Annotated in this window: 19 protein-coding genes and 1 tRNA gene; 12 read left to right on the forward strand and 8 right to left on the reverse strand. The window is 67.9% G+C overall.

The genetic code is table 11. The annotated features are described in order from the left end of the window. The first annotated feature begins 59 nt into the window (after positions 1–59). Positions 60–1,763: a bifunctional metallophosphatase/5'-nucleotidase gene (locus tag ACFVJ3_RS04040; protein WP_378450826.1), complete on the forward strand. Its 1,704-nt coding sequence runs from the start codon at positions 60–62 to the stop codon at positions 1,761–1,763. 9 nt (positions 1,764–1,772) lie between these two features. Here ACFVJ3_RS04040 and ACFVJ3_RS04045 read toward each other — a convergent pair whose 3' ends face one another. Next, positions 1,773–2,774 carry an alpha/beta hydrolase gene (locus tag ACFVJ3_RS04045; RefSeq protein ID WP_378450827.1) on the reverse strand — a complete coding sequence of 334 codons (1,002 nt, stop codon included), beginning with the start codon at positions 2,772–2,774 and terminating at the stop codon, positions 1,773–1,775. Positions 2,775–3,076: 302 nt separating this feature from the next. Continuing rightward, positions 3,077–3,709 carry a maleylpyruvate isomerase family mycothiol-dependent enzyme gene (locus ACFVJ3_RS04050; protein ID WP_378450828.1) on the reverse strand — a complete coding sequence of 211 codons (633 nt, stop codon included), beginning with the start codon at positions 3,707–3,709 and terminating at the stop codon, positions 3,077–3,079. Positions 3,710–3,803: 94 nt separating this feature from the next. Here ACFVJ3_RS04050 and ACFVJ3_RS04055 point away from each other — a divergent pair, with 94 nt between their 5' ends. The 4 genes from ACFVJ3_RS04055 to ACFVJ3_RS04070 are packed head-to-tail and all read left to right on the forward strand — an operon-like array spanning position 3,804 to position 6,283. After that, positions 3,804–4,118, forward strand: a complete 315-nt coding sequence (locus tag ACFVJ3_RS04055; RefSeq protein ID WP_378450829.1) for an ArsR/SmtB family transcription factor — start codon at positions 3,804–3,806, stop codon at positions 4,116–4,118. After that, the gene (locus tag ACFVJ3_RS04060; protein ID WP_378450830.1) at positions 4,118–5,101 is read left to right on the forward strand and encodes a TIGR03086 family metal-binding protein; all 984 of its coding nucleotides are present in this window, start codon (positions 4,118–4,120) and stop codon (positions 5,099–5,101) included. The genes ACFVJ3_RS04055 and ACFVJ3_RS04060 overlap by 1 nt, the downstream gene beginning before the upstream one ends. A gap of 24 nt (positions 5,102–5,125) precedes the next feature. After that, a complete protein-coding gene (locus tag ACFVJ3_RS04065; RefSeq protein ID WP_378450831.1) occupies positions 5,126–5,917 on the forward strand; it encodes a VOC family protein in 792 nt (263 codons plus the stop codon). A gap of 3 nt (positions 5,918–5,920) precedes the next feature. After that, positions 5,921–6,283 carry a TfoX/Sxy family protein gene (locus ACFVJ3_RS04070; protein WP_378450832.1) on the forward strand — a complete coding sequence of 121 codons (363 nt, stop codon included), beginning with the start codon at positions 5,921–5,923 and terminating at the stop codon, positions 6,281–6,283. 54 nt (positions 6,284–6,337) lie between these two features. Here ACFVJ3_RS04070 and ACFVJ3_RS04075 read toward each other — a convergent pair. After that, positions 6,338–6,425, reverse strand: a tRNA-Ser gene (locus ACFVJ3_RS04075). A gap of 42 nt (positions 6,426–6,467) precedes the next feature. Next, the gene (locus tag ACFVJ3_RS04080; protein WP_378450833.1) at positions 6,468–6,950 is read right to left on the reverse strand and encodes a MarR family winged helix-turn-helix transcriptional regulator; all 483 of its coding nucleotides are present in this window, start codon (positions 6,948–6,950) and stop codon (positions 6,468–6,470) included. 123 nt (positions 6,951–7,073) lie between these two features. On the opposite strand from ACFVJ3_RS04080, the gene ACFVJ3_RS04085 reads away from it, so the two are divergent. Continuing rightward, positions 7,074–8,069: an NAD(P)H-quinone oxidoreductase gene (locus ACFVJ3_RS04085; protein WP_378450834.1), complete on the forward strand. Its 996-nt coding sequence runs from the start codon at positions 7,074–7,076 to the stop codon at positions 8,067–8,069. A 93-nt stretch (positions 8,070–8,162) separates the two neighbouring features. Here ACFVJ3_RS04085 and ACFVJ3_RS04090 read toward each other — a convergent pair whose 3' ends face one another. After that, the gene (locus ACFVJ3_RS04090; protein WP_378450835.1) at positions 8,163–9,365 is read right to left on the reverse strand and encodes a cysteine desulfurase-like protein; all 1,203 of its coding nucleotides are present in this window, start codon (positions 9,363–9,365) and stop codon (positions 8,163–8,165) included. Positions 9,366–9,497: 132 nt separating this feature from the next. Here ACFVJ3_RS04090 and ACFVJ3_RS04095 point away from each other — a divergent pair, with 132 nt between their 5' ends. From ACFVJ3_RS04095 to ACFVJ3_RS04120, 6 genes are all read left to right on the forward strand, one after another. Next, positions 9,498–10,082 (forward strand): bacterial proteasome activator family protein, encoded by a 585-nt coding sequence (locus ACFVJ3_RS04095; RefSeq protein ID WP_378450836.1) that lies wholly within the window; start codon positions 9,498–9,500, stop codon positions 10,080–10,082. A 48-nt stretch (positions 10,083–10,130) separates the two neighbouring features. Further along, positions 10,131–11,003 carry an ABC transporter permease gene (locus ACFVJ3_RS04100; RefSeq protein WP_378450837.1) on the forward strand — a complete coding sequence of 291 codons (873 nt, stop codon included), beginning with the start codon at positions 10,131–10,133 and terminating at the stop codon, positions 11,001–11,003. Positions 11,004–11,014: 11 nt separating this feature from the next. Then, a complete protein-coding gene (locus ACFVJ3_RS04105) occupies positions 11,015–11,911 on the forward strand; it encodes an ABC transporter ATP-binding protein (protein WP_378450838.1) in 897 nt (298 codons plus the stop codon). After that, on the forward strand, positions 11,908–12,819 hold the full coding sequence (locus tag ACFVJ3_RS04110) for a glycosyltransferase (RefSeq protein WP_037228110.1): 912 nt from the start codon (positions 11,908–11,910) through the stop codon (positions 12,817–12,819). The genes ACFVJ3_RS04105 and ACFVJ3_RS04110 overlap by 4 nt, the downstream gene beginning before the upstream one ends. Before the next feature lie 200 nt (positions 12,820–13,019). Beyond that, positions 13,020–14,060 carry a ribosome small subunit-dependent GTPase A gene (rsgA, locus tag ACFVJ3_RS04115; protein ID WP_378450839.1) on the forward strand — a complete coding sequence of 347 codons (1,041 nt, stop codon included), beginning with the start codon at positions 13,020–13,022 and terminating at the stop codon, positions 14,058–14,060. Between the two features lie 64 nt (positions 14,061–14,124). Then, positions 14,125–15,000, forward strand: a complete 876-nt coding sequence (locus tag ACFVJ3_RS04120; RefSeq protein ID WP_378450840.1) for a class I SAM-dependent methyltransferase — start codon at positions 14,125–14,127, stop codon at positions 14,998–15,000. On the opposite strand, the gene ACFVJ3_RS04125 is transcribed toward ACFVJ3_RS04120, so the two are convergent. The 3 genes from ACFVJ3_RS04125 to ACFVJ3_RS04135 form a co-directional block, all read right to left on the reverse strand. Next, positions 14,972–16,495, reverse strand: a complete 1,524-nt coding sequence (locus tag ACFVJ3_RS04125) for a glycosyltransferase family 39 protein (RefSeq protein ID WP_378450841.1) — start codon at positions 16,493–16,495, stop codon at positions 14,972–14,974. The genes ACFVJ3_RS04120 and ACFVJ3_RS04125 overlap by 29 nt on opposite strands. After that, on the reverse strand, positions 16,492–18,381 hold the full coding sequence (locus ACFVJ3_RS04130; RefSeq protein WP_378450842.1) for a glycosyltransferase: 1,890 nt from the start codon (positions 18,379–18,381) through the stop codon (positions 16,492–16,494). The genes ACFVJ3_RS04125 and ACFVJ3_RS04130 overlap by 4 nt, the downstream gene beginning before the upstream one ends. Positions 18,382–18,468: 87 nt before the next feature. Then, entirely contained in the window at positions 18,469–19,266 is a 798-nt protein-coding gene (locus ACFVJ3_RS04135; RefSeq protein ID WP_378450843.1) for a glycosyltransferase, read from the reverse strand. Between the last annotated feature and the right edge of the window lie 18 nt (positions 19,267–19,284).

Consider the following 19,284-nt stretch of genomic DNA (forward strand, 5'->3'; position numbering starts at 1 on the left):
CAACGCCCGTGACTCCTTGTTGGCAGACTCAGTGAGGTTTTGCCGAAGGGAGCCCCCATATGCGTCGCCGCGCCGCGCTCCGCACCGCTGTGCCGGCTGCCGGACTGGCAATGGCGCTGGCGATCTCGGTGACGTCGGGGCTGTCCGCGGCGCAGGCGCAGGACGCTGCGGTTTCCGTCCGGCTCCTCGCCTTCAACGACCTCCACGGCAGCCTCGAACCGCCGCCCGGCGTCCGGAGCCAGGTGAAGCAAGCCGACGGCTCACTTGTCCCCGCCGGCGGCGCCGCCTACCTGGCCGCGTACGTCGACCAGCTGCGCGGCCAGGCGACCCATTCACTGCTGTATTCGGTGGGTGACAACTGGGGATCGTCGGCGCTCGAATCCGCGATGTTCCACGACGAACCGACCGTGCAGCTGCTCAACAGGATGGGCGTCGACGCGTCCGCGATCGGCAATCACGAACTCGACGAGGGATACACGGAGTTCCGGCGGATGCAGACCGGTGGCTGCCATCCCACCGACGGTTGCCGGTTCGGAAACACGTTCGAGGGCGCGAACTTCCCGCTCCTCGCGGCGAACATGGAATTCGACGACGGCGCGCCCGCGACGCTGCCGTTCACCGTCAACTACGTCGAGGGAATACCAGTCGGGGTCATCGCGACCATGCCCGCCGGCACCGCAACAATGGTGACCCCGGAGGGGGTGGGAGGGCTGCGCTTCACGGACGAACTCGCCGCCGTCGACCGGACCGCGGATCTCCTCGACTTCTTCGGCGTGCGGGCCATCGCGTTGCTGATGCACAAGGGAGCCGAACCCGCAGCCGACAACGGCCCCAACTCGTGCGAGGTGACGTCCGGACCCGCACGGGATCTCGCGCTGCGCGCGTCCCCGAAGGTCGACGTCATCTTCACGGCTGACAGCCACCAGCAGTACAACTGCTCGTTTCCCGACCCGATGGGGAACCCGCGCGTCATGATGCAGGGCGCGTCGCACGGCCGGATCGTCTCGGTGGTCGACGTGTCGATCGACCGCACCACCCGCGACGTCCTGCGCGACCGCGCGTCCGCGTTCAATCAGGTGGTCACCCACGACATCCCGTCGGACCCCGACATACAGGCGCTCGCCGACGATGCCGCCGCCCGGGCCTCCGAGATCGGTGCGGCGCGCGTGGCGTCGCTGACGGGCGACCTCACCCGCGACGAGACCCGCAGCGGCGAGTCCACCCTCGGTAACGTCGTCGCCGACGCCCAGTGGGCGGCGGGTTCCGGGCACGGCGCCCAGATGGCACTCACCAACCCCGGCGGACTCCGCGAGGATCTGCTGCGCGGCGGCCCGGACGGCGCCGTCACATACGGGCAGACCTACGCCGCTCAACCCTTCGGCAACACCCTCGAGGTCCTGACGGTCACCGGCGCGACCCTGAAAACTGCGCTGGAGCAGCAGTTCCAGCCGCGCGGAGACGGCACGATCACGGAACGGATCCTCGCCCCGTCGAGTTCGCTGACGTACACCATGAACCGTTCGGCGACTGTCGGCGAACGCATCTCGGACATCCGGGTGAACGGCGACGCCGTCGTCCCCGAGGGCACCTACCGGGTGGCCGTCAACAAGTTCCTCGCCGACGGCGGCGACGGCTTCGACGCCTTCCGTGTCCGCGCCGAGGCCGTGCACGCGGGCTGCGACCTCGACGCCTTCACGGCATATCTGGGGACGAATTCACCGGTGACGCCACCCAACACCGACCGGATCACCGTCGCCGGATAGGGACGCCGATCAGACGCCGAGCGCGCTCTTCAGGACGGGCCACGAGGTGCGCAGTTCGTCCTGCCAGTACGGCCACGAATGCGTGCCGACGGGGCGGTAGACGAACGTCGCCGGGATCGCGAGCTGGGTCATGCGCTGCTGGAACGTCTGCGTGCAGACGTTCGCCGCCGCCTCGAGGGGTCCGCCCACCGCGATCGTGGACGCGATGTCACCGCTGATCTCGTACGGTCCGGGGAGCCCGCTGCCCGTCGAGATGTAGATCTGCTTGCCGCGCAGGGCTTCGGCGTTCACCGAGGGGTCGTGAGCGGTCCAGGCCGGATCGGTGTCGGGACCCCACATGTTGGCCGGGTTCCCGCCCTTGAACGCCACCGTGCCCCGCACCGAGTCCCGCGAGCTGGGCTGGGAGTTGTCGAGGCATCCGCTGTAGGCGGCGAGTCCGCGGTAGAGCTGCGGATGCCTGGTGACGAGGTTGGCGGCGCCCATCGCGCCCATCGACACACCCGCGACGGCGTTGACGCCGTTGCCGCTGAAGTTCTTGTCGATGATCGGCGGGAGTTCGTTGGCCAGGAACGTCTCCCACTTGTTGACACCGAGCGTGGGGTCGGGCGCCTGCCAGTCGGTGTAGTAGCTGGCGGTGCCGCCCACCGGCAGCACCACGTTGACCTTCTTGTCGGCGAAGAACTGGACCACGTCCGTCTTCTGCGTCCAGGTGCTCTCCCGGAAGTCCGACTCGGCCCCCGCGCTGACCCCGTCGAGCAGGTACAGCGACGGCCTCGACCCGCCGCCGGCGGGATGCAGCACCTGCACCTGCACGACGCGGCCCATGGCGGGGGAATTGATGAAGACGGCACTGCGGGTGCCGGTGAGCGGGACGATCTTGTCGACGCTCGCGACGCCACCTCCCTGAGGCGCGACCGGAGCAGGTGCCGGGTCGGCCACAGCAGTGAACGCCGGCCCCATGAGGGTCAGTGACACTGCCAGACCGACGGCAGCCATTGCTTCGCGACGCATAAAGAAATCCCTCTTCCCCGGACTGTGTGGACCCCGATTGCACAGTACAAAATGCGTCCGGTCAACAAGAGCTTAGAGGTTTTGTGACAGCTGTGTGCTCCAGCGTGATCACGTTGTAGTCACCACAGTTCGCGGCCGGGGGGAGGCGCTCGACCGTTGGGTGCGCCCAACCCTGTGAGCAGGGATTTCGATCGGTTGTCCCGGCTCATCCGACCTCGGCAGGGGCACCCGTTTCACACAGCCGCACCCCTTCTCGCGCCCGGATACGGCGCGGGAGGGGTGCGGCTGTGGATGCCGGACCGTTACTTGGGCAGGGCGGACTTCAGCTGGTCGAGACCGTCGCCGCCGAGTTCGTCGAGGGCGGCGCGGCGACCCGTCATCGCCAGCACGAGCGCCAGCATCGGGCCGGAGACCTCGGGCCCCGATCCGGTGGTCCAGTCGGTGTCGGTTGCCCGCAGCGTCAGTCCCGCGACCCGGGACTTCGACCCGATCAGCAGGTTCGAGTTCTTGTAGAAGTCGGCGACGCGGACGACCGCGTCCATCGGGTACTCGTGTGCGATGCCGAGCGGTCGGCGGATGTCCTCGGCGTGGACGATCATCTCGCCCAGCATGGCGTCGATCGGGCCGGGCGGATGCGTGGAGTCACTCATGTGCGCCCGGAACTCGTCGAGCGACTCCGCCGGTGTTCCTTCCTCTTCGTGTGCGATGTCCTTGTCGAACATGGTGTTGATCCGAAATCCCGACCCGACGAGTTTTCCGACGAACTTCGGCGGCGTCATCTTCTCCGTCGCCGTCATGTGCGCGAACACGTCCCGCACAGTCCACCGCTCGCAGAGCGACGGCGTCGACCACTGTGTATCGGTCAGCGGTTCGAGGTCGTCCACCAGTGCGCGGCGTTCGTCGTGAATCGTGGGCCAGGGGCTTGACGTTGTCATTTCTCACTCCCTCGTCGCTATGAATTCTCCCACCTCACGACCGCTGCGGCGAGACCCATTGCACAACGTGTTAGTCACGACTAACGTATGGATCGTGCTCGATCAGTTGGAAGTCGCAGCTGAGCCCACCCGGAGACGCCTCATGCAACTGCTGACATCAGGTGAACAGACCGTCAACAACCTCGCCGCACACTTCCCCGCGAGCCGGTCGGCGATCTCGCAACATCTCCGGGTGCTCACCGAGGCCGGGCTGGTCACTGCTCGCAAGGACGGACGCTTCAGGTACTACCGGCTCGACCCGCAGGGACTCGCGCAACTCCGCATGTTGTTCGACTCCTTCTGGATCGACGAACTCGACCGCCTCGTCGCGGACGCCACCGACGAAGCAGCTTCCAAAGGAGACAGCTGATGCCATTCGACAAGACCGTCGTCGTCCCGCTGGACCCGGACGCCACGTTCGACCTCGTCACCCGACCGGAACGCTTGCGGCGATGGCAGACCGTCGCGGCCCGCGTCGACCTGCAGGCAGGTGGCGAGTACCGGTGGACCGTCGTTCCCGGACATTCGGCCGCGGGCACCTTCCGCGAGATCGTGCCCGGCAAGCGGGTGGTGTACACGTGGGGATGGGAAGGCGACGACGAACTCCCGCCGGGAGCGTCCACCGTGACGGTGACCCTGACCCCCACCGCAGGCGGGACCGAGGTGCGACTCGTGCACGACGGGCTCACCGACGAACAGGCCGTCCGCCACGCGGAGGGCTGGAACCACTACCTCGACCGTCTCGTCGCCGCCGCGCAGAAGAGCGACGCCGGACCCGACGACTGGGCGGCCGTACCCGATCCGCTCGACGAACTGTCCAGTGCGGAGGCGACATTGGCGGTCGTGCAACGTGTCCTGCGCGACGTCACGGCCGAGGACATGTCCAAGCAGACGGCGTGCACCGAGTTCACCGTCTCGCAGCTCGCCGATCATCTCGTCGGTTCGATCACGGCTCTCGGTGGCGCGGCGGGCGCGACGTTCGACGACGACCCCGGCAAACCCGTCGAGGCCAGAATCGCCGACCTCGCCCAACCTGCACTGGAGGCGTGGCGGAGTCGCGGCCTGGACGGCACGGTGACGATCGGGCCGAACGACATCCCCGCCACTGTCGCCACCGGGATCCTCTCCATCGAATTCCTCGTTCACGCCTGGGATTTCGCGGCAGCGACCGGAGTTGAGGTGGCGGTATCCGAGCCTCTCGCCGAATACGTGCTGTCGCTGACACACAAGATCATCACGCCCGAAGGCAGGAAGGTCGTCGGATTCGACGACCCCGTACCCGCCCCGCACACCAGCGACGCGGTCACCCGGCTCATCGCCTACACCGGCCGCCACCCCGTCCCGGCGGCCTGACACCTCACACGGAAAGGTCCAGTCATGCCCACCAAGTCGGAATACGCCCAGGGAACACCGAGCTGGGTAGACCTCCAAACCAGCGATCAGGACGCGGCCAAGAAGTTCTATTCGGAACTGCTCGGCTGGGAGTACGACGACCGGCCGATGCCCGAGGGCCCCGTCTATTCGATGGCCACCGTGCGCGGCGAGAACGTGGCCGCGATTGCGCCACTACAACCCGACGCGGCCGCAGCCGGGGCGCCGGCGAATTGGAACACCTACATCGCAGTCGACGACGTCGACGAGACGGTCGCGAAGGTCCCCGGCGCAGGCGGTCAGGTTCTGATGCCGGCGTTCGACGTGGGGGAAGCCGGCCGCATGTCGTTCGTCACCGACCCCACCGGGGCGGCCGTCGGACTGTGGCAGGCGAACAAGCACATCGGCGCCACCCTCGTCGGCGACCCGGGCACATGCCTGTGGAACGAACTGAACACCGGCGACGTCGACAAGGCGCTCGCGTTTTACAACAGCGTCTTCGGGATCACCTCGTCGAAGATGCCGATGGGACCGGAGTACACCTACACGCTGTTGGAGGTCGGCGACGATCAGGTCGGTGGATGCGGTGAGCCGATGACGCCCGGCACGCCGAACCACTGGCGGGTGTACTTCGCGGTCGAGGACGTCGACGCCAGTGCTGCGAAGGTCGTCGAACTCGGCGGCACGATCGTCGAAGAAGCGATGGACATCCCCACCGTCGGCCGCATGGCCGCTGTCACCGACCCGCAGGGCGCGATCTTCAGCATCATGACGCCCGAGGAACGTCAGGATCAGTAGGCCGTGAAGATGCCCAAACCCTCCGAGGAGGACAAACAGTTCTTCCGATCGCTGATTCCCGACACCCCCGGTGTCGAGGTGAAGCCGATGTTCGGCAACCTGGGCGCGTTCGTCAACGGCAACATGTTTGCCGGGCTCCTCGGACCGAAAGTCGGGCTGAGGTTCCTCACCGAGCAGGCGAAGGACGAGCTGGCGTCGTCGGACGGCGTCGGCCCGTTCGGTCCGGGAGAAAAGCCGCTGCGCGAGTATCTCGCCCTGCCGGATCGGTGGCGTGGCACCCCCGACCGCGCCACACCGTGGGTGGAACGCGCGATCGCCGAGATCGGCGCACTGCCGCCGAAGCAGCCGAAACCCCGGAAGAGGTAGAGATACGACAACAGCCCTGACCTGGAAAGAAACCAGATCAGGGCTGCCGGTCGTTGGCGGAAGCGGAGGGATTTGAACCCCCGGTCGCTTTCACGACGCTCGCTTTCAAGGCGAGTGCATTCGGCCGCTCTGCCACGCTTCCGTGGGCGATCTTATCGGTACGGAGGCGCCGGCGGGCAACCGGTCAGCGGTCGCCGATCGCCTTGTCGACGCGTTCGAACACTTCGGCGAGAACCTTGAGCTGAGCCTTGGTGAGCAGATCGACGAGGTTGCTGCGCACCCCGGCCACATGGGTGGGGGCCGCTTCGGCCAGCCGGGCGCGGCCTTCGTCGGTGATGACGGCGAGCACTCCGCGGCCGTCCTCGAGGCAGGTGTCGCGGGTGACCATGCCCTGCGATTCCATCCGCCGGATCTGGTGGGTGAGGCGGCTGCGGGAGGAGAGGACGCCGTCCGCGAGGTCGCTCATGCGCAGCGAACCGTCCGGCGACTCGGACAGCAGCACCAGAATGCGGTAGTCCGCGAGGGAGAGATCGTGTTTCTCCTGCAGATCCCGGTTGAGGACGTCCATCAGCCGCTGATTGCCGTCCATGTAACCGCGCCAGGCGCGCATCTCGGCCGGGGTCAACCAGTTGGTCGCGGCTTCGGCGTCGGAGGTTTCTGCTGTCACAGGTTCACAGTCTAGTAGTGAGACATTACTTTCCAGTAGCGTGCGGTCCCCGGAAACGCCGAACGCGCCGCTGTGATCGCTCACCGCCACCGGGCGCCGACGCATTTCGCTAGCGTCGTCCCCATGTATGCGATCACGATCGATCAACCGGGCGGCCCCGAAGTCATGAAGTGGGCGGAGCAGCCGGACCCGGAACTTCCACCCGGTCACGTCCTCCTCGACGTAGCCGCGACGGCCGTCAACCGCGCCGACCTGTTGCAGCGTCAGGGGTTCTATCCCCCACCGCCCGGAGCCAGCGACGTCCTCGGGCTCGAATGTTCCGGCACGATCGCCGAACTCGGCGAGGGAGTGTCGGGGTGGTCCGTCGGCGACCAGGTGTGCGCGCTGCTGGCCGGCGGCGGATACGCGGAGAAGGTGGCTGTCCCCGCGTCGCAGCTTCTCCCGCTCCCCGAAGGGGTGGACCTGCTCGTCGCCGCATCACTGCCGGAGGTCGCGTGCACGGTGTGGTCGAACGTCGTGATGGGCGCCGGACTGTCCCGCGGCGACGTGCTGCTGGTGCACGGCGGTGGCGGCGGCATCGGCACGCACGCCATTCAGGTGGGCGTCGCGCTGGGGGCCCGCGTGGCCGTCACCGCCGGCTCCGAGGAGAAGCTGGCGCGCTGCCGCGAACTCGGCGCCGACATCCTCGTCAACTACCGCGAAGCCGATTTCGTCGACGAGATCCGCAAGGCGACCGACCGACACGGCGCCGATGTGATCCTCGACAACATGGGCGGCTCGTACCTCGACCGCAACGTCGACGTGCTCGCCGCCGACGGCAGGCTCGTCGTCATCGGCATGCAGGGCGGCCGCAAGGGCGAACTGGACCTCGGCAAGTTGCTGTCCAAGCGCGGCCACGTGACGGCGGCCGGACTGCGGGGGCGGGCCGAGTCGGGACACGAGGGCAAGGCCGACATCGTCGCCGACGTCCGCAAGCGGCTGTGGCCGCTCATCGCGGAGGGCGCGGTCCATCCCATCGTCTCGGCGGAACTGCCCATCACCGAGGCGCCGCGCGGGCACGAACTGCTGGACTCGGCGGACACCGTCGGCAAGGTGATCCTGACGATCCCGCGGAACTGACGGTCTGCCCGGCTGTCGTCGTCGCCCGATGTGACATTCGTCCACTTGGGCGGAACCGATGTCACATCGGGCGCAGCAGGGCGGCGAGTCTGCTCAGCCCAGGGTGGCGAGCTCCTTCACGAGCTGGTCGATCTCGTGGCGGGTGGTGTACGGCGCGAGACCGATGGTGACGGCGCCGCCCTCGTCGTTGACGCCCAGTGCATCGAGCAGCCGAGAGCCGCCGTGGACGCCGCTGACGGTGGCGATGCGCTTGTCGGCGAGGTGCGACGCCACCTTGTCGGCCGACACTCCGGCGACGGTGAAGCTGAGCGCCGGAACCCGGCTGGGCGAGCGCCCGATGACCATGACCTGCGGAAGCCGCTTCAGCGACGACATGAGGTGGTCGAACAGGGTGTCCTGGTAGTTCTGCAGCGAGCTGATGGACGCCTCGAGCTTCTGACGCCGGGAACCGGTAGCCGACTCGTCGAGATTCGCCAGGAAGTCGATCGACGTGGTGAGGCCGGCGAGGAGCGCGAACTGGTGCACCCCGACCTCGAGACGTTCGACACCCCGCGCGTACGGATTGAGCGACACGGCGGGGATGCGGTCGAGGAGGGTCGGGTCGCGGAAGACGAGTGCCCCGACCTGCGGTCCACCCCAGGAGGTGGCACCGACGGCGACGACGTCCGCTCCGAGTTCGTTGATGTCGACGTGCGCGTAGGGGGCGGCGCCGATCGCGTCGACGACCATCAGTCCACCGACTTCGTGGACGCGGTCCGAGGCGACGCGGACGTCGGGCGCCGAGCCGACGATCGGGGAGGCGGCGGTGAGTGCGACGAGACGCGTCGTGGTGGTGATGAGGTCCTGGAACTGCCAGCTGGGGAGTTCGCACGTCTCGATCTCGACCTCCGCCCACCGCACCTGGGCGCCGTAGCGGCTGGCGACTCTGAGCCAGGGCGCGACGTTCGCTTCCTCGTCGAGGCGGGAGAGCACCAGCCCGGTTCCGAGGCCGAGTCGCGTGCTCAGCGACTCCGCCAGCCAGGCGAGGAGAACGGATCGGTCGGGTCCGAGGACGACCCCGGCGGGATCGCCTCCGACCAGGTCGGCGACGGCTGCTCGGGCCGCATCGAGTACCGCCGCACTGCGCCGGCTGGACACATGTCGCCCGGTCGACGAAGAGGCAGACGCCCGGAAGGCCGTGGAGACAGTGCGCGACACCGCGTCCGGAATCTGCATGCCGGCCTGCGGATCGAGATGGATCCAACCGTCGCCGAGTGAGGGGATGAGTCCCCGAACGCGGGCAACGTCGTAAGCCATGCCCGACACTCTAAGACCCCAAGTCAATACGGTCGAAGCCAGCCATCGATTGTTGTGGAGTGCAACAAAGATGGAACGGCCCAAATCGGACGCACCTTCGCACTGCCGACCGGGAACAGACAAGATGGAGGCATGACGAACTCGGAGAATGAACACGTCGTCGTGATCGGCCCCGACGGTCAGCCCATGGCCATCCCCGTCGCCGAGGCCGCGGCCAAGCCCGACGGCTCCGAAACTGCGGGGGTCGAGAACGGGAACGGCACGGAGTCGGTGGCCGACATGGTGGAGCAGCCGGCCAAGGTCATGCGCATCGGAACCATGATCAAGCAGCTCCTCGAGGAGGTGCGCGCGGCACCGCTCGACGATGCCAGCCGCAACCGGTTGAAGGAGATCCACAAGTCGTCGATCCGCGAGCTCGAGCAGGGCCTCGCCGCCGAGCTGCGCGACGAACTCGAACGCCTCACGCTGCCCTTCACCGACGACACCGTCCCCACCGACGCCGAACTCCGCATCGCGCAGGCGCAGCTGGTGGGGTGGCTCGAAGGACTGTTCCACGGCATCCAGACGGCCCTGTTCGCCCAGCAGATGGCGGCCCGCTCGCAGCTCGAGCAGATGCGTCAGGGAGCCCTGCCTCCGGGCATCAGCATGGGCAACCCGCACGGGGCGCACAACAACGATCCGGGGTCGCAGTCGAGCGGTACCGGCCAGTACCTGTAGCAACGGGCGAAACAGCATGGAACTCGACTCCCGGTAGGCTCGGTGCCCGTGTCAGCATCCGCTATCGAAACCGAGGCCGCAGGCGGCCCGCTCCCGACGTCCGATTCGCAGACCTTCCGTCGCGCGTTCAAGGACCTCAGGGACGGCTTCGCTCAGCGCGAGCTGTGGCTGAGCCTCGGCTGGCAGGACATCAAGCAGCGTTACCGCCGGTCGGTGATCGGCCCGTTCTGGATCACGATCGCGACCGGTGTGCAGGCCGCGGCGATGGGCATCCTGTACTCCGCCCTGCTGGACATCCCGCTGGACGAGTTCCTGCCGTACGTCACCGTGGGTCTGATCGTCTGGAACCTGATCAGCGCGAGCATCCTCGAGGGATCCGAGGTGTTCATCGCCAACGAGGGGCTGATCAAACAGCTGCCGTCGGCGCTGAGCGTCCACGTCTACCGACTGGTGTGGCGGCAACTGCTGCTGTTCGCCCACAACCTCGTGATCTACGTCATCATGCTGTTCGCGTTCGGGGTGTGGCGGCACCTGACCTGGATGTCGCTGGCCGCGATCCCGGCGATCGCGCTGATCGTCGTCAACGCGGCGTGGGTGTCGATCATGTTCGGCATCTTCTCCACCCGGTACCGGGACATCGCGCCGATCCTGGGCAGCATGACGCTGCTGCTGTTCGTGCTGACCCCGATCATGTGGACGACGCAGAGCCTCGAGGCGCAGGGCGGGCAGGCCGCCGAGCGCGTCAAGCTCGCCGAGCTGAACCCGCTGTTCCACTACCTCGACATCGTGCGCGCCCCCATGATCGGTCAGGACCAGCAGGCGTACCACTGGTACATCGTGCTGACCATCACCGTCGTCGGATGGACCGCCGCCATCCTCGCGCTTCGCAAGTACCGGGCCCGTGTGCCCTACTGGGTTTAGGGGTCTGATCAATGACAGAACACGTGAGTATCGAGACGCGGGACGCCTGCGTCGACTTCCCGATCTTCGACGCCAAGTCCCGGTCGCTGAAGAAGGCGTTCCTCGGCAAGGCCGGCGGATCCATCGGGCGCAACAATTCGGACGTCGTGGTGGTCGAGGCCCTGCGCGACATCAACCTGTCGCTGAAGGAAGGCGACCGGATCGGCCTGGTCGGCCACAACGGCGCAGGCAAGTCGACGCTGCTGCGGCTGCTGTCCGGCATCTACGAACCCACCCGCGGCAGCGCAAGCATCCGCGGCCGCGTGGCCCCGGTCTTCGACCTCGGCGTGGGCATGGACCCCGAGATCTCCGGCTACGAAAACATCATCATCCGCGGACTGTTCCTCGGGCAGACCCGCAAGCAGATGCTCGCGAAGATGGACGAGATCGCCGACTTCACCGAGCTGGGCGAGTACCTGTCGATGCCGCTGCGCACGTACTCCACCGGTATGCGCGTGCGCGTAGCGATGGGTGTGGTCACCAGCATCGACCCGGAGATCCTGCTGCTCGACGAGGGCATCGGCGCCGTCGACGCGGAGTTCATGAAGAAGGCGCGCGTGCGTCTGCAGGCGCTGGTGGAGCGCTCCGGCATCCTGGTGTTCGCCAGCCACTCCAACGAGTTCCTCGCCCAGCTCTGCGACACGGCCATGTGGATCGACCACGGTCGGATCCGGCAGCAGGGTGGCATCGAGGACGTCGTCCGCGCGTACGAGGGTGACGACGCCGCCGACCACGTCCGGCACGTCATCTACGAGTTGGACCGGGAGAAGTCCGGGATCACCGCTTCGGCCGAACGGGACGCCCGTAGCGACAGATCGAACGAGCGTCCCGTTCGCACGGCCGCGGAAGCCGAGGCGGAGTCCGCGTGAGCGCTGCTGCCGAGCGGATCGTCGGTGTCGTCGTCACCCACAAGCGCCGCGAACTGCTGGCGGAATCGCTGAAGGTCCTCGGCTCGCAGACGCGTCCGCTGGATCATCTGGTGGTCGTGGACAACGCCGCCGAGGACGACGTGCGTGAGCTCGTCGAATCATCCGGGATCCCCACGAGCTACCTCGGTTCGCAGCACAATCTGGGCGGGGCCGGCGGTTTCGCGCTGGGGATCCTGTACGCCCTCTCGCTCGGCGCCGACTGGGTGTGGCTCGCCGACGACGACGGACGGCCCGAGGGACCGAAGGTCCTGGAGACGCTGCTCGACTGCGCGCAGCGGCACGGCCTGGCCGAGGTCTCCCCCGTGGTCTGCGACATCGACGACCCCGACCGTCTCGCGTTCCCCCTGCGCCGCGGTGTGGAGTGGCGACGGCTGCGTTCCGAACTGTTCGCCGACGGCGACGACTCCGCCGACCTGCTGCCCGGTATCGCGTCGCTGTTCAACGGCGCTCTGTTCCGCGCGTCGGCGATCGATACGGTCGGCGTTCCCGACCTGCGCCTGTTCGTCCGCGGCGACGAGGTGGAGGTGCATCGCCGGCTGGTGCGGTCGGGGCTGCCGTTCGGCACCTGCCTGCAGACGGCGTACGTGCACCCGAACGGCGCGGAGGAGTTCAAGCCGATCCTCGGCGGCCGGATGCACACGCAGTACCCGGACAACGAGACGAAACGGTTCTTCACGTACCGCAATCGCGGCTATCTGTTGTCCCAGCCGGGCATGCGGAAGCTGCTGCCGCAGGAGTGGGTGCGGTTCGGGTGGTATTTCCTCGTCACGCGGCGCGATCCGCAGGGTCTGCGTGAGTGGATGCGGTTGCGGAAGCTGGGCCGTCAGGAGCGGTTCGAGCGGCCGTAATTCGGTTGCGCCCGGGTTCCGCCGGGTGGGAGCATCGTGGGGTTCCGGTCGAAAAGATCCCGATGTGTTGCGAAGGAGTGAGTGTTCGATGACTGTCTCGTCGGTCGACGCCGTGTGCGTCCACTCCCCCTTCCCTCTCGCCTGACCGAACCCGTGCAGTGGTCCGGTCGGCACTCATCGACCCGAGGATCACACCCACCATGTTCGACCCTGGACAACTCCTGCCCTACGGCTGGAACGACACACTTTCCGATACCTTCGACAACTATCCGGCCGACGGTCGCGAACCCGGGCGGGTGATCCGCGTGGACCGCGGTCGCTGCGACGTCGCCGCGCCTGCGGGCATCGTCCGCGCACTCGCCGGCGAGCACCCGCTCTGCACCGGCGACTGGGTGACGCTTCACCGTCACGGCGACGAGATCGCCGTCGCCGACCTGCTCCCCCGGCGCAGCGCGATCGTCCGGTCGTCCGCGTCCGGCCGGTCGGAGGGCCAGCTCCTCGCGGCCAACGTCGACACGGTGGTGATCGCCGCGGCACTCGACACCGCCCTCGATCTCGGACGCATCGAACGCCTGCTGGCCCTGGCGTGGGAGAGCGGCGCCCAGCCGGTGGTCGTGCTCACCAAATCCGATACCGTGCAGGATGTTTCCCTCGCGACCGCGGAGGTGGCAGCGGTGGCGCCGGGTGCGACCGTGCTCGCGGTGAGCGCCGACACCGGCGACGGCATCGACGTCCTCACCGCCGTGATCGACGGGACGGTCGCGCTCATCGGACCGTCCGGCGCGGGCAAGTCGACGCTCGCGAACGCGTTGCTCGCCGAGGACGTGCTCGCCACCGGACGCGTCCGCGAGGGCGACCACAAGGGACGTCACACGACGGCGCACCGTGAACTCCTGCCGCTGCCCTACGGGGGCGCCCTGATCGACACGCCGGGACTGCGGGGTGTCGGCATGTGGGACGCCGCCGAGGGCATCGACAAGACGTTTCCCGAGATCGAGGAGTTCGCGGCGCGGTGCCGGTTCGCGGACTGCTCGCACGGGACCGAACCCGGTTGCGCGGTGCTCGATGCGGTGGAGCGCGGCGAACTGCCCGAGCGCAGGCTTGCCAGCTACCGCAAACTGATTCGCGAGAACGGGTGGATCGCGTCGCGCACCGACGCGAGACTGCGGGCCGAGCGCGAACGCGAGTGGAAGAGCATCGCCCGCTGGCAACGGCAGATGTACCGCAGTCGCGGTCACTGACACGGGTCCGAACCGCATCCCGGTTCGAGCGGTGAGCCGGGATGCGGACTGGCAACATGGGTATATGTTCGATCTTCGGAGAAAGGCCCGTCTCAAGCTTCAACGTGCCATGTCCGAGGTGGTAGCCGAATCGGATCGGCGGTCCCGCGAGCTCGTCGAGAACCAGCACGACCAGACCCTGGCCGAGCTGAGCGCGACCAATCAGGAACTCGCGCGGGTGCTGTCCGAGCTGTCCGATGCCCGCATGGAGATCTCCGACGTCCAGCAGCGGCTCGGCGAACTCGAGCAGCAGGCGCGCCGCGACATCACGCAGGCGCTGGACGTGCGGGCCACGAAGGAGGCCGCGGCGTTCGTGCTCGAACACATGCCGAAGGCGCCCGTGTTCTGGAATCCGCAGGACACGCTACGCTACGGACTGTCGCAGGTGGAGGTCGAGGGGCTGGCCCTCGAGTTCGGGGTGGCGTCGGGCACCACGCTCCGGATCATCGTCGAACAGTTGAAGGACGCCGAGCACGAGGTGTTCGGGTTCGACGTGTTCTCCGGTCTGCCGCAGACGTGGCGCACCGGATTCCCGGCCGGGGAGTTCGCGCAGGAGAAACTGCCGCAGGTGCGGGGCGCGCAGTTGGTGCCCGGACTCTTCGAGGACACGCTGGCGGGCTTCCTCGAGAAGCACCCGGGACCGGTGTCGTTCGTGCACCTCGACGCCGACCTGTACTCGTCCACGAAGTCGGTGCTCGACCGGCTCGAACATCGGCTGGTCGCGGGCACGGTGATCGTGTTCGACGAGTTCTTCAACTTCCCGGGCTGGCAGGAGCACGAGTACCTGGCGTGGACGGAGTTCGTCGACCGCACCGGCATCGGCTTCGAGTACCTGAGCTACACCGCGAACCACGAGCAGGTGGTCGCGCGGATCACCGCACCAGCTTCACCGCCTGCGTGACGTTGAACGTCGCGCGTTCGTCGATCCGCAGTCCGGACCGCGCGAGCGCGGCGAACGCCTCGGTGGTCTCGAAGTGGAACGGCGGCAGCGTCCACACCTCGTTGGACGTGTGCCGGATGATGCGCTCGGTGTCGCGTTCGTAGTCGGTGAAGAACCAGACCACGGAGCACGAGTCGAGCGCGCCCGCGACGTCGGGGACGGCGAGTTCGTCGTCCCACAGCGACCCCCTGCTCGCGGCCGTGATTCCGAGCCCGATGTCGCGGGTGCCGTCGAATGCCTCCGGCCGCACGTTCTTCACGAGTCGCAGTGACGTGGGGTTCCACGCCGGTTTGTCGAACAGCACGCAGTCGCCGGGGCGGAGGTGTTCCACGGCGAAACCGTTGACGGTGCTGAAGTCCATGCCGCTGGGTTTCGCCCACTGCTCGCGCTGCTGAAGATAACTCGGCGATGCGGCCACCGCGAACACAGCGAGCACCGCGGCGGACTGCCACCACTTCCGGGTCAGGGCAGCGAGGCAGAGTCCGCCGGCGAGGGCCACCGCGGGCGTCGTGAACGTGAAGTACCGCGGGAGATACACCGGGCTGCGCAGGAGCGAATACGCGAGCAGCGCCGCCATCGGCACCGCGATCCACGGCAGTGCGACGGACAGCACCGGGGGCAGCCGGTGACCGCGCACCAGCGCCACGAACCCGGCCACCACCAGGACGGCGAACAGCACCGCGAACCACGGTGCGCCGACGAACCACTGGTACTCGGCGACGGCCCGCGGCAGATGGTCGTCGAGCGGCGGGATCCACGCCACCTGGACGGATTCCCGGCGCACCAGCGCCACGAACGGCGCCGCGACCACCGCCCCCGCGGCCGTGGCCGTCGGCCATCCGAGCCAGGACCGCCGGGCCTCGCGCAGCAGCAGGATCGTCAGCAGGTGCGCGGGAACGAGGGTGATCAGGTAGACGAACAACACGATCGACACTGCCAGGCCGGCAGCGTACAGCGCCCACAGCCACCAGCGCCGGAACCTCAGTGCCGCAAGGAGAATCACGGTCAGCCAGACCGCGGCGGCAGCTGTGGCCGCGTACCCGCGGGCCTCCGCGGCAGCCCACGTGACGCTTGGCAGGATCACGAACAGGATCCCGGACAGCACCGCCACCCGCCTGGTCGAAATCAGCGCACCGAGCACCACCACCCCTGCGCCCGCCGCGCCCACGGCCAGGGCGCTCGGGAACCGCGCCGAGAACTCCGAGGCACCGAACACCGCGAACCAGTAATGCATCCCGACGTAGTACAGCCCGTGCACGGCGTCGATGTGGCCGAGCAGATTCGACAGGTCGGGCCGGGACCGCTGACTCGAATACAGCGTCGCGACCTCGTCGTACCAGAACGACGGACGCCAACTCCACGCCGCGCCGAGCACCACACCGACAGCGAAGACGAGGAACGAATCCCGGAGCAGCCCACGTATATCGCGGGCCTGCAACGGTCCGGCCAACGTCACTTACCGTACAGGCGAGCCCAGTTCTCCCGGCTGGTGAGCTGCGGCAACGCGTCCCGGTACTGGCGCTGCGTCGACGCCGCGTCCTCGCGGAACCGCTTCATCAGCTTCGCGGTCCGGGCCGTGAGCTCACGGGCCGTCTCCTTGTCGCGGCGGCGCACCCGCACCCCGGACTGGGAGGCGTCGGTGATGACGGCGGTGTCGAACAGCGACACGTGCCACCAGTGCGCCTCGGCCACAGGGATACTCGCGACACCGTGCTGGGTGCGGCCGAGCCACTGGTACGCGGCCCGCTTGGCGAGGACGAGGTCGATCTTGCTCTTGTCCGGCTCGAAACCGGCGTACCGGGTGACGAGGTCGGAGTTGCGGACACCGGGAATGTTCGTCGCGGGATGCTTGACGGTCTCGGGGAACCGCTTGCGCTCCTCCCGGATCGACGCCAGCACGGCCTGACCGCCGTCCTCGAGCACCTTCGGGCCCTCGAGGAAGTCCTCGATACCACGAATCATGGTGTACGCCAGCCCGTACTGCATCGACACGAGATACTGGGTGATCTCCCGCGCCATCCGCGTGCTCAACGACTTGGCGTCGAAGTCACTGTGCAGCGCGGCAGCGATCAGCGAGTTGCGGATGCTGAAGTACTTGGCCCAGTCGTCGCGGTCCTTCCAGTGGAAGTCCGCGTGCCACACACCGGCATTGGGCAGCGTGACGGTGACGAACCCGGCCGCGCGGGCGCGGATGCCGTACTCGATGTCGTCCCACTGGAAGAACATCGGCAGCGGAAGCCCGATCTGCGCGACCACCTCGGCGGGGATCAGGCACGACCACCACGCGTTGTAGCCGGCGTCGACGCGCTTGTGCTGCTTCTTCTTGAGCAGATTGATGTCGTGCCGCGACCCGGCCGCCCAGCGGCCCGCCTTCAGCTTCGACAGGTCCGCTTCCTCCGCGCTGACGTGCAGGTGCTCCGGGTTCATCAGGTACAGCATCTGCGCGCCGACGAGCGTCGGCTCCGTGGTGACGTTGGCGAATGCGTTCATCCGCAGGATCGACTCCGGCTCGCACAGGATGTCGTCGTCCATCAGGATCAGGTTGGCGTGCTCGTTGATGCCCGACACCTCGTACATGCCGCGGGTGAATCCGCCGGCCCCGCCGAGGTTCGGCTGCCGCAGGTAGACGAGCTTGTCGCCCAGGATCTCGGCGACCTCGGTGAACTTCTCCCGGTCCGACACGTGGTCGCTGCCCTGGTCGACCACGTACACGGCGTCGATGCCGGACGACATCGTCGAGTCGTTCGCGATGGCGGCGACGGTCTCGGCGCAGTCGTCGGCGCGGTTGAACGTGCAGATCGCGATCGCGGCGGGACGGATCACCGACGGCGCGGCGACGGTCCACTCCAGTTCACTCACGGCGAGGGGGCCGTCGACGGCGGTGAACTCGACCCACAGGGAGCCGCCGTCGAGGTAGGCGTCCAGCTTCGTGGACAGCGTCGCCGTGCCCGAGCCGTCGATGTCCGTCGTCGCGAGGATGCGGGAGTTGCCGCCCGAATCGGAGCCGCGCAGCGCCACCACGGCGCGCCCGTCGGCCTCGTGGTGGAACCCGACCGTGACGTCGGTGACCGTGGTCCAGCGCTGGTAGTAGCTGGCCGCGAACCGGCCGAAGTAGGTGTCGGTGTCGACCGTCGCGCCCTTCTCGAGGTGCACGACGTAGCGCTCGCGGTGGGCGCGGCCCTTGACGATCCTGGCGTACAGGTCGTCCTTGACCCGGGTGGTCGGTCCCGTGAAGAGACCTCGCGCCACCACGAGGCGGTCGGGTGCGCGATGCTCGGTGAGAGCACTCCGTACCGCGGCCGTGCTCCCGTCCACAGGTGCTACCGACGCAGACTCGTTCATAGTGCTCCTACTGTTCCCCGCGAGAGGTGGGCTGGACCGCGCCACGGCGACGGCACGATCCTCTTCTCGGTTCGCAGGGTATCAACCTCACGACGCGCTCCCCGACCGTGCGAGACGACCTCCGTCCCGGTGGCGGGCCCGCAGCCGGAACAGTCCCACCCCCATGGCGAGCACATCGGCCCTGGATATGCGGGTTTCGTGGCTGTCGTGATCGTCGCTCAGACGCACCGGGACCTCGACCGGCACGATGCCTGCCCGCTCCGCGAGGTAGACGAGTTCGGTGGTGAACAGGAACCCGGGCTCGACGAGGTCGGGAACCAGTCCCCGCATCAGGTCGCCGTCCATCAAAACGGTGCCCTGCGGGTCGCCGGTGCGCATCCCGAGAACCACGCGCCGCAGCGCGGCGAAACCCCACGTCAGGGTGCCCCGAAGGGCGCCGCGCCGCACCTGCGAGTCGGGGTGGGCCTTGGAACCGATCACGACTTCGGGCAGCCGGCCGTCGTGGCCGGCGGCGAACGTCTCGGCGCCGTCGAGGTCGTCGAACCCGAACGGCAGGTCGTCGGCGGTCAGCAGCACGTGCGCGCCGCGACTCGCCTCCGCTCCCGTCCGCAACGCATTGCCCATGCCCTTCTCGCTCCGCAGGACGGTGAGCGACACAGGTCCGGGCGTCCAGTCGGCGGCGAGGCGGGTGCAGATGTCCACGGTGTCGTCGGTGGATCCGTTCTCCACGACGATGATCTCGACGTCGTGGCCGGCCAGTCGTTCGGCCACCCGGCGGACGGTCTGCTCGATGACCGCGGCCGAATTGTAAGCGGGGACGACGACCGACAGCGCCTTCGGCGCACGTGCGCCTTTTTGGTCGTGGGAACAACCGAAAAGGCGCACGGGCGCAGCCTAACTCGT

The organism is Rhodococcus sp. NPDC127593, assembly GCF_042671975.1.
Taxonomy (GTDB): Bacteria; Actinomycetota; Actinomycetes; order Mycobacteriales; family Mycobacteriaceae; genus Rhodococcus_F.

Bases quoted from the DNA above. Each gene is read 5' to 3' on its own strand.
- rsgA (WP_378450839.1), top strand. From the start codon at position 13,020: ATGTTCGACCCTGGACAACTCCTGCCCTACGGCTGGAACGACACACTT.
- ACFVJ3_RS04120 (WP_378450840.1), top strand. From the start codon at position 14,125: ATGTTCGATCTTCGGAGAAAGGCCCGTCTCAAGCTTCAACGTGCCATG.
- ACFVJ3_RS04065 (WP_378450831.1), top strand. From the start codon at position 5,126: ATGCCCACCAAGTCGGAATACGCCCAGGGAACACCGAGCTGGGTAGAC.
- ACFVJ3_RS04060 (WP_378450830.1), top strand. From the start codon at position 4,118: ATGCCATTCGACAAGACCGTCGTCGTCCCGCTGGACCCGGACGCCACG.
- ACFVJ3_RS04040 (WP_378450826.1), top strand. From the start codon at position 60: ATGCGTCGCCGCGCCGCGCTCCGCACCGCTGTGCCGGCTGCCGGACTG.
- ACFVJ3_RS04050 (WP_378450828.1), bottom strand. From the start codon at position 3,709: ATGACAACGTCAAGCCCCTGGCCCACGATTCACGACGAACGCCGCGCA.
- ACFVJ3_RS04085 (WP_378450834.1), top strand. From the start codon at position 7,074: ATGTATGCGATCACGATCGATCAACCGGGCGGCCCCGAAGTCATGAAG.
- ACFVJ3_RS04095 (WP_378450836.1), top strand. From the start codon at position 9,498: ATGACGAACTCGGAGAATGAACACGTCGTCGTGATCGGCCCCGACGGT.
- ACFVJ3_RS04105 (WP_378450838.1), top strand. From the start codon at position 11,015: ATGACAGAACACGTGAGTATCGAGACGCGGGACGCCTGCGTCGACTTC.
- ACFVJ3_RS04090 (WP_378450835.1), bottom strand. From the start codon at position 9,365: ATGGCTTACGACGTTGCCCGCGTTCGGGGACTCATCCCCTCACTCGGC.
- ACFVJ3_RS04130 (WP_378450842.1), bottom strand. From the start codon at position 18,381: ATGAACGAGTCTGCGTCGGTAGCACCTGTGGACGGGAGCACGGCCGCG.
- ACFVJ3_RS04045 (WP_378450827.1), bottom strand. From the start codon at position 2,774: ATGCGTCGCGAAGCAATGGCTGCCGTCGGTCTGGCAGTGTCACTGACC.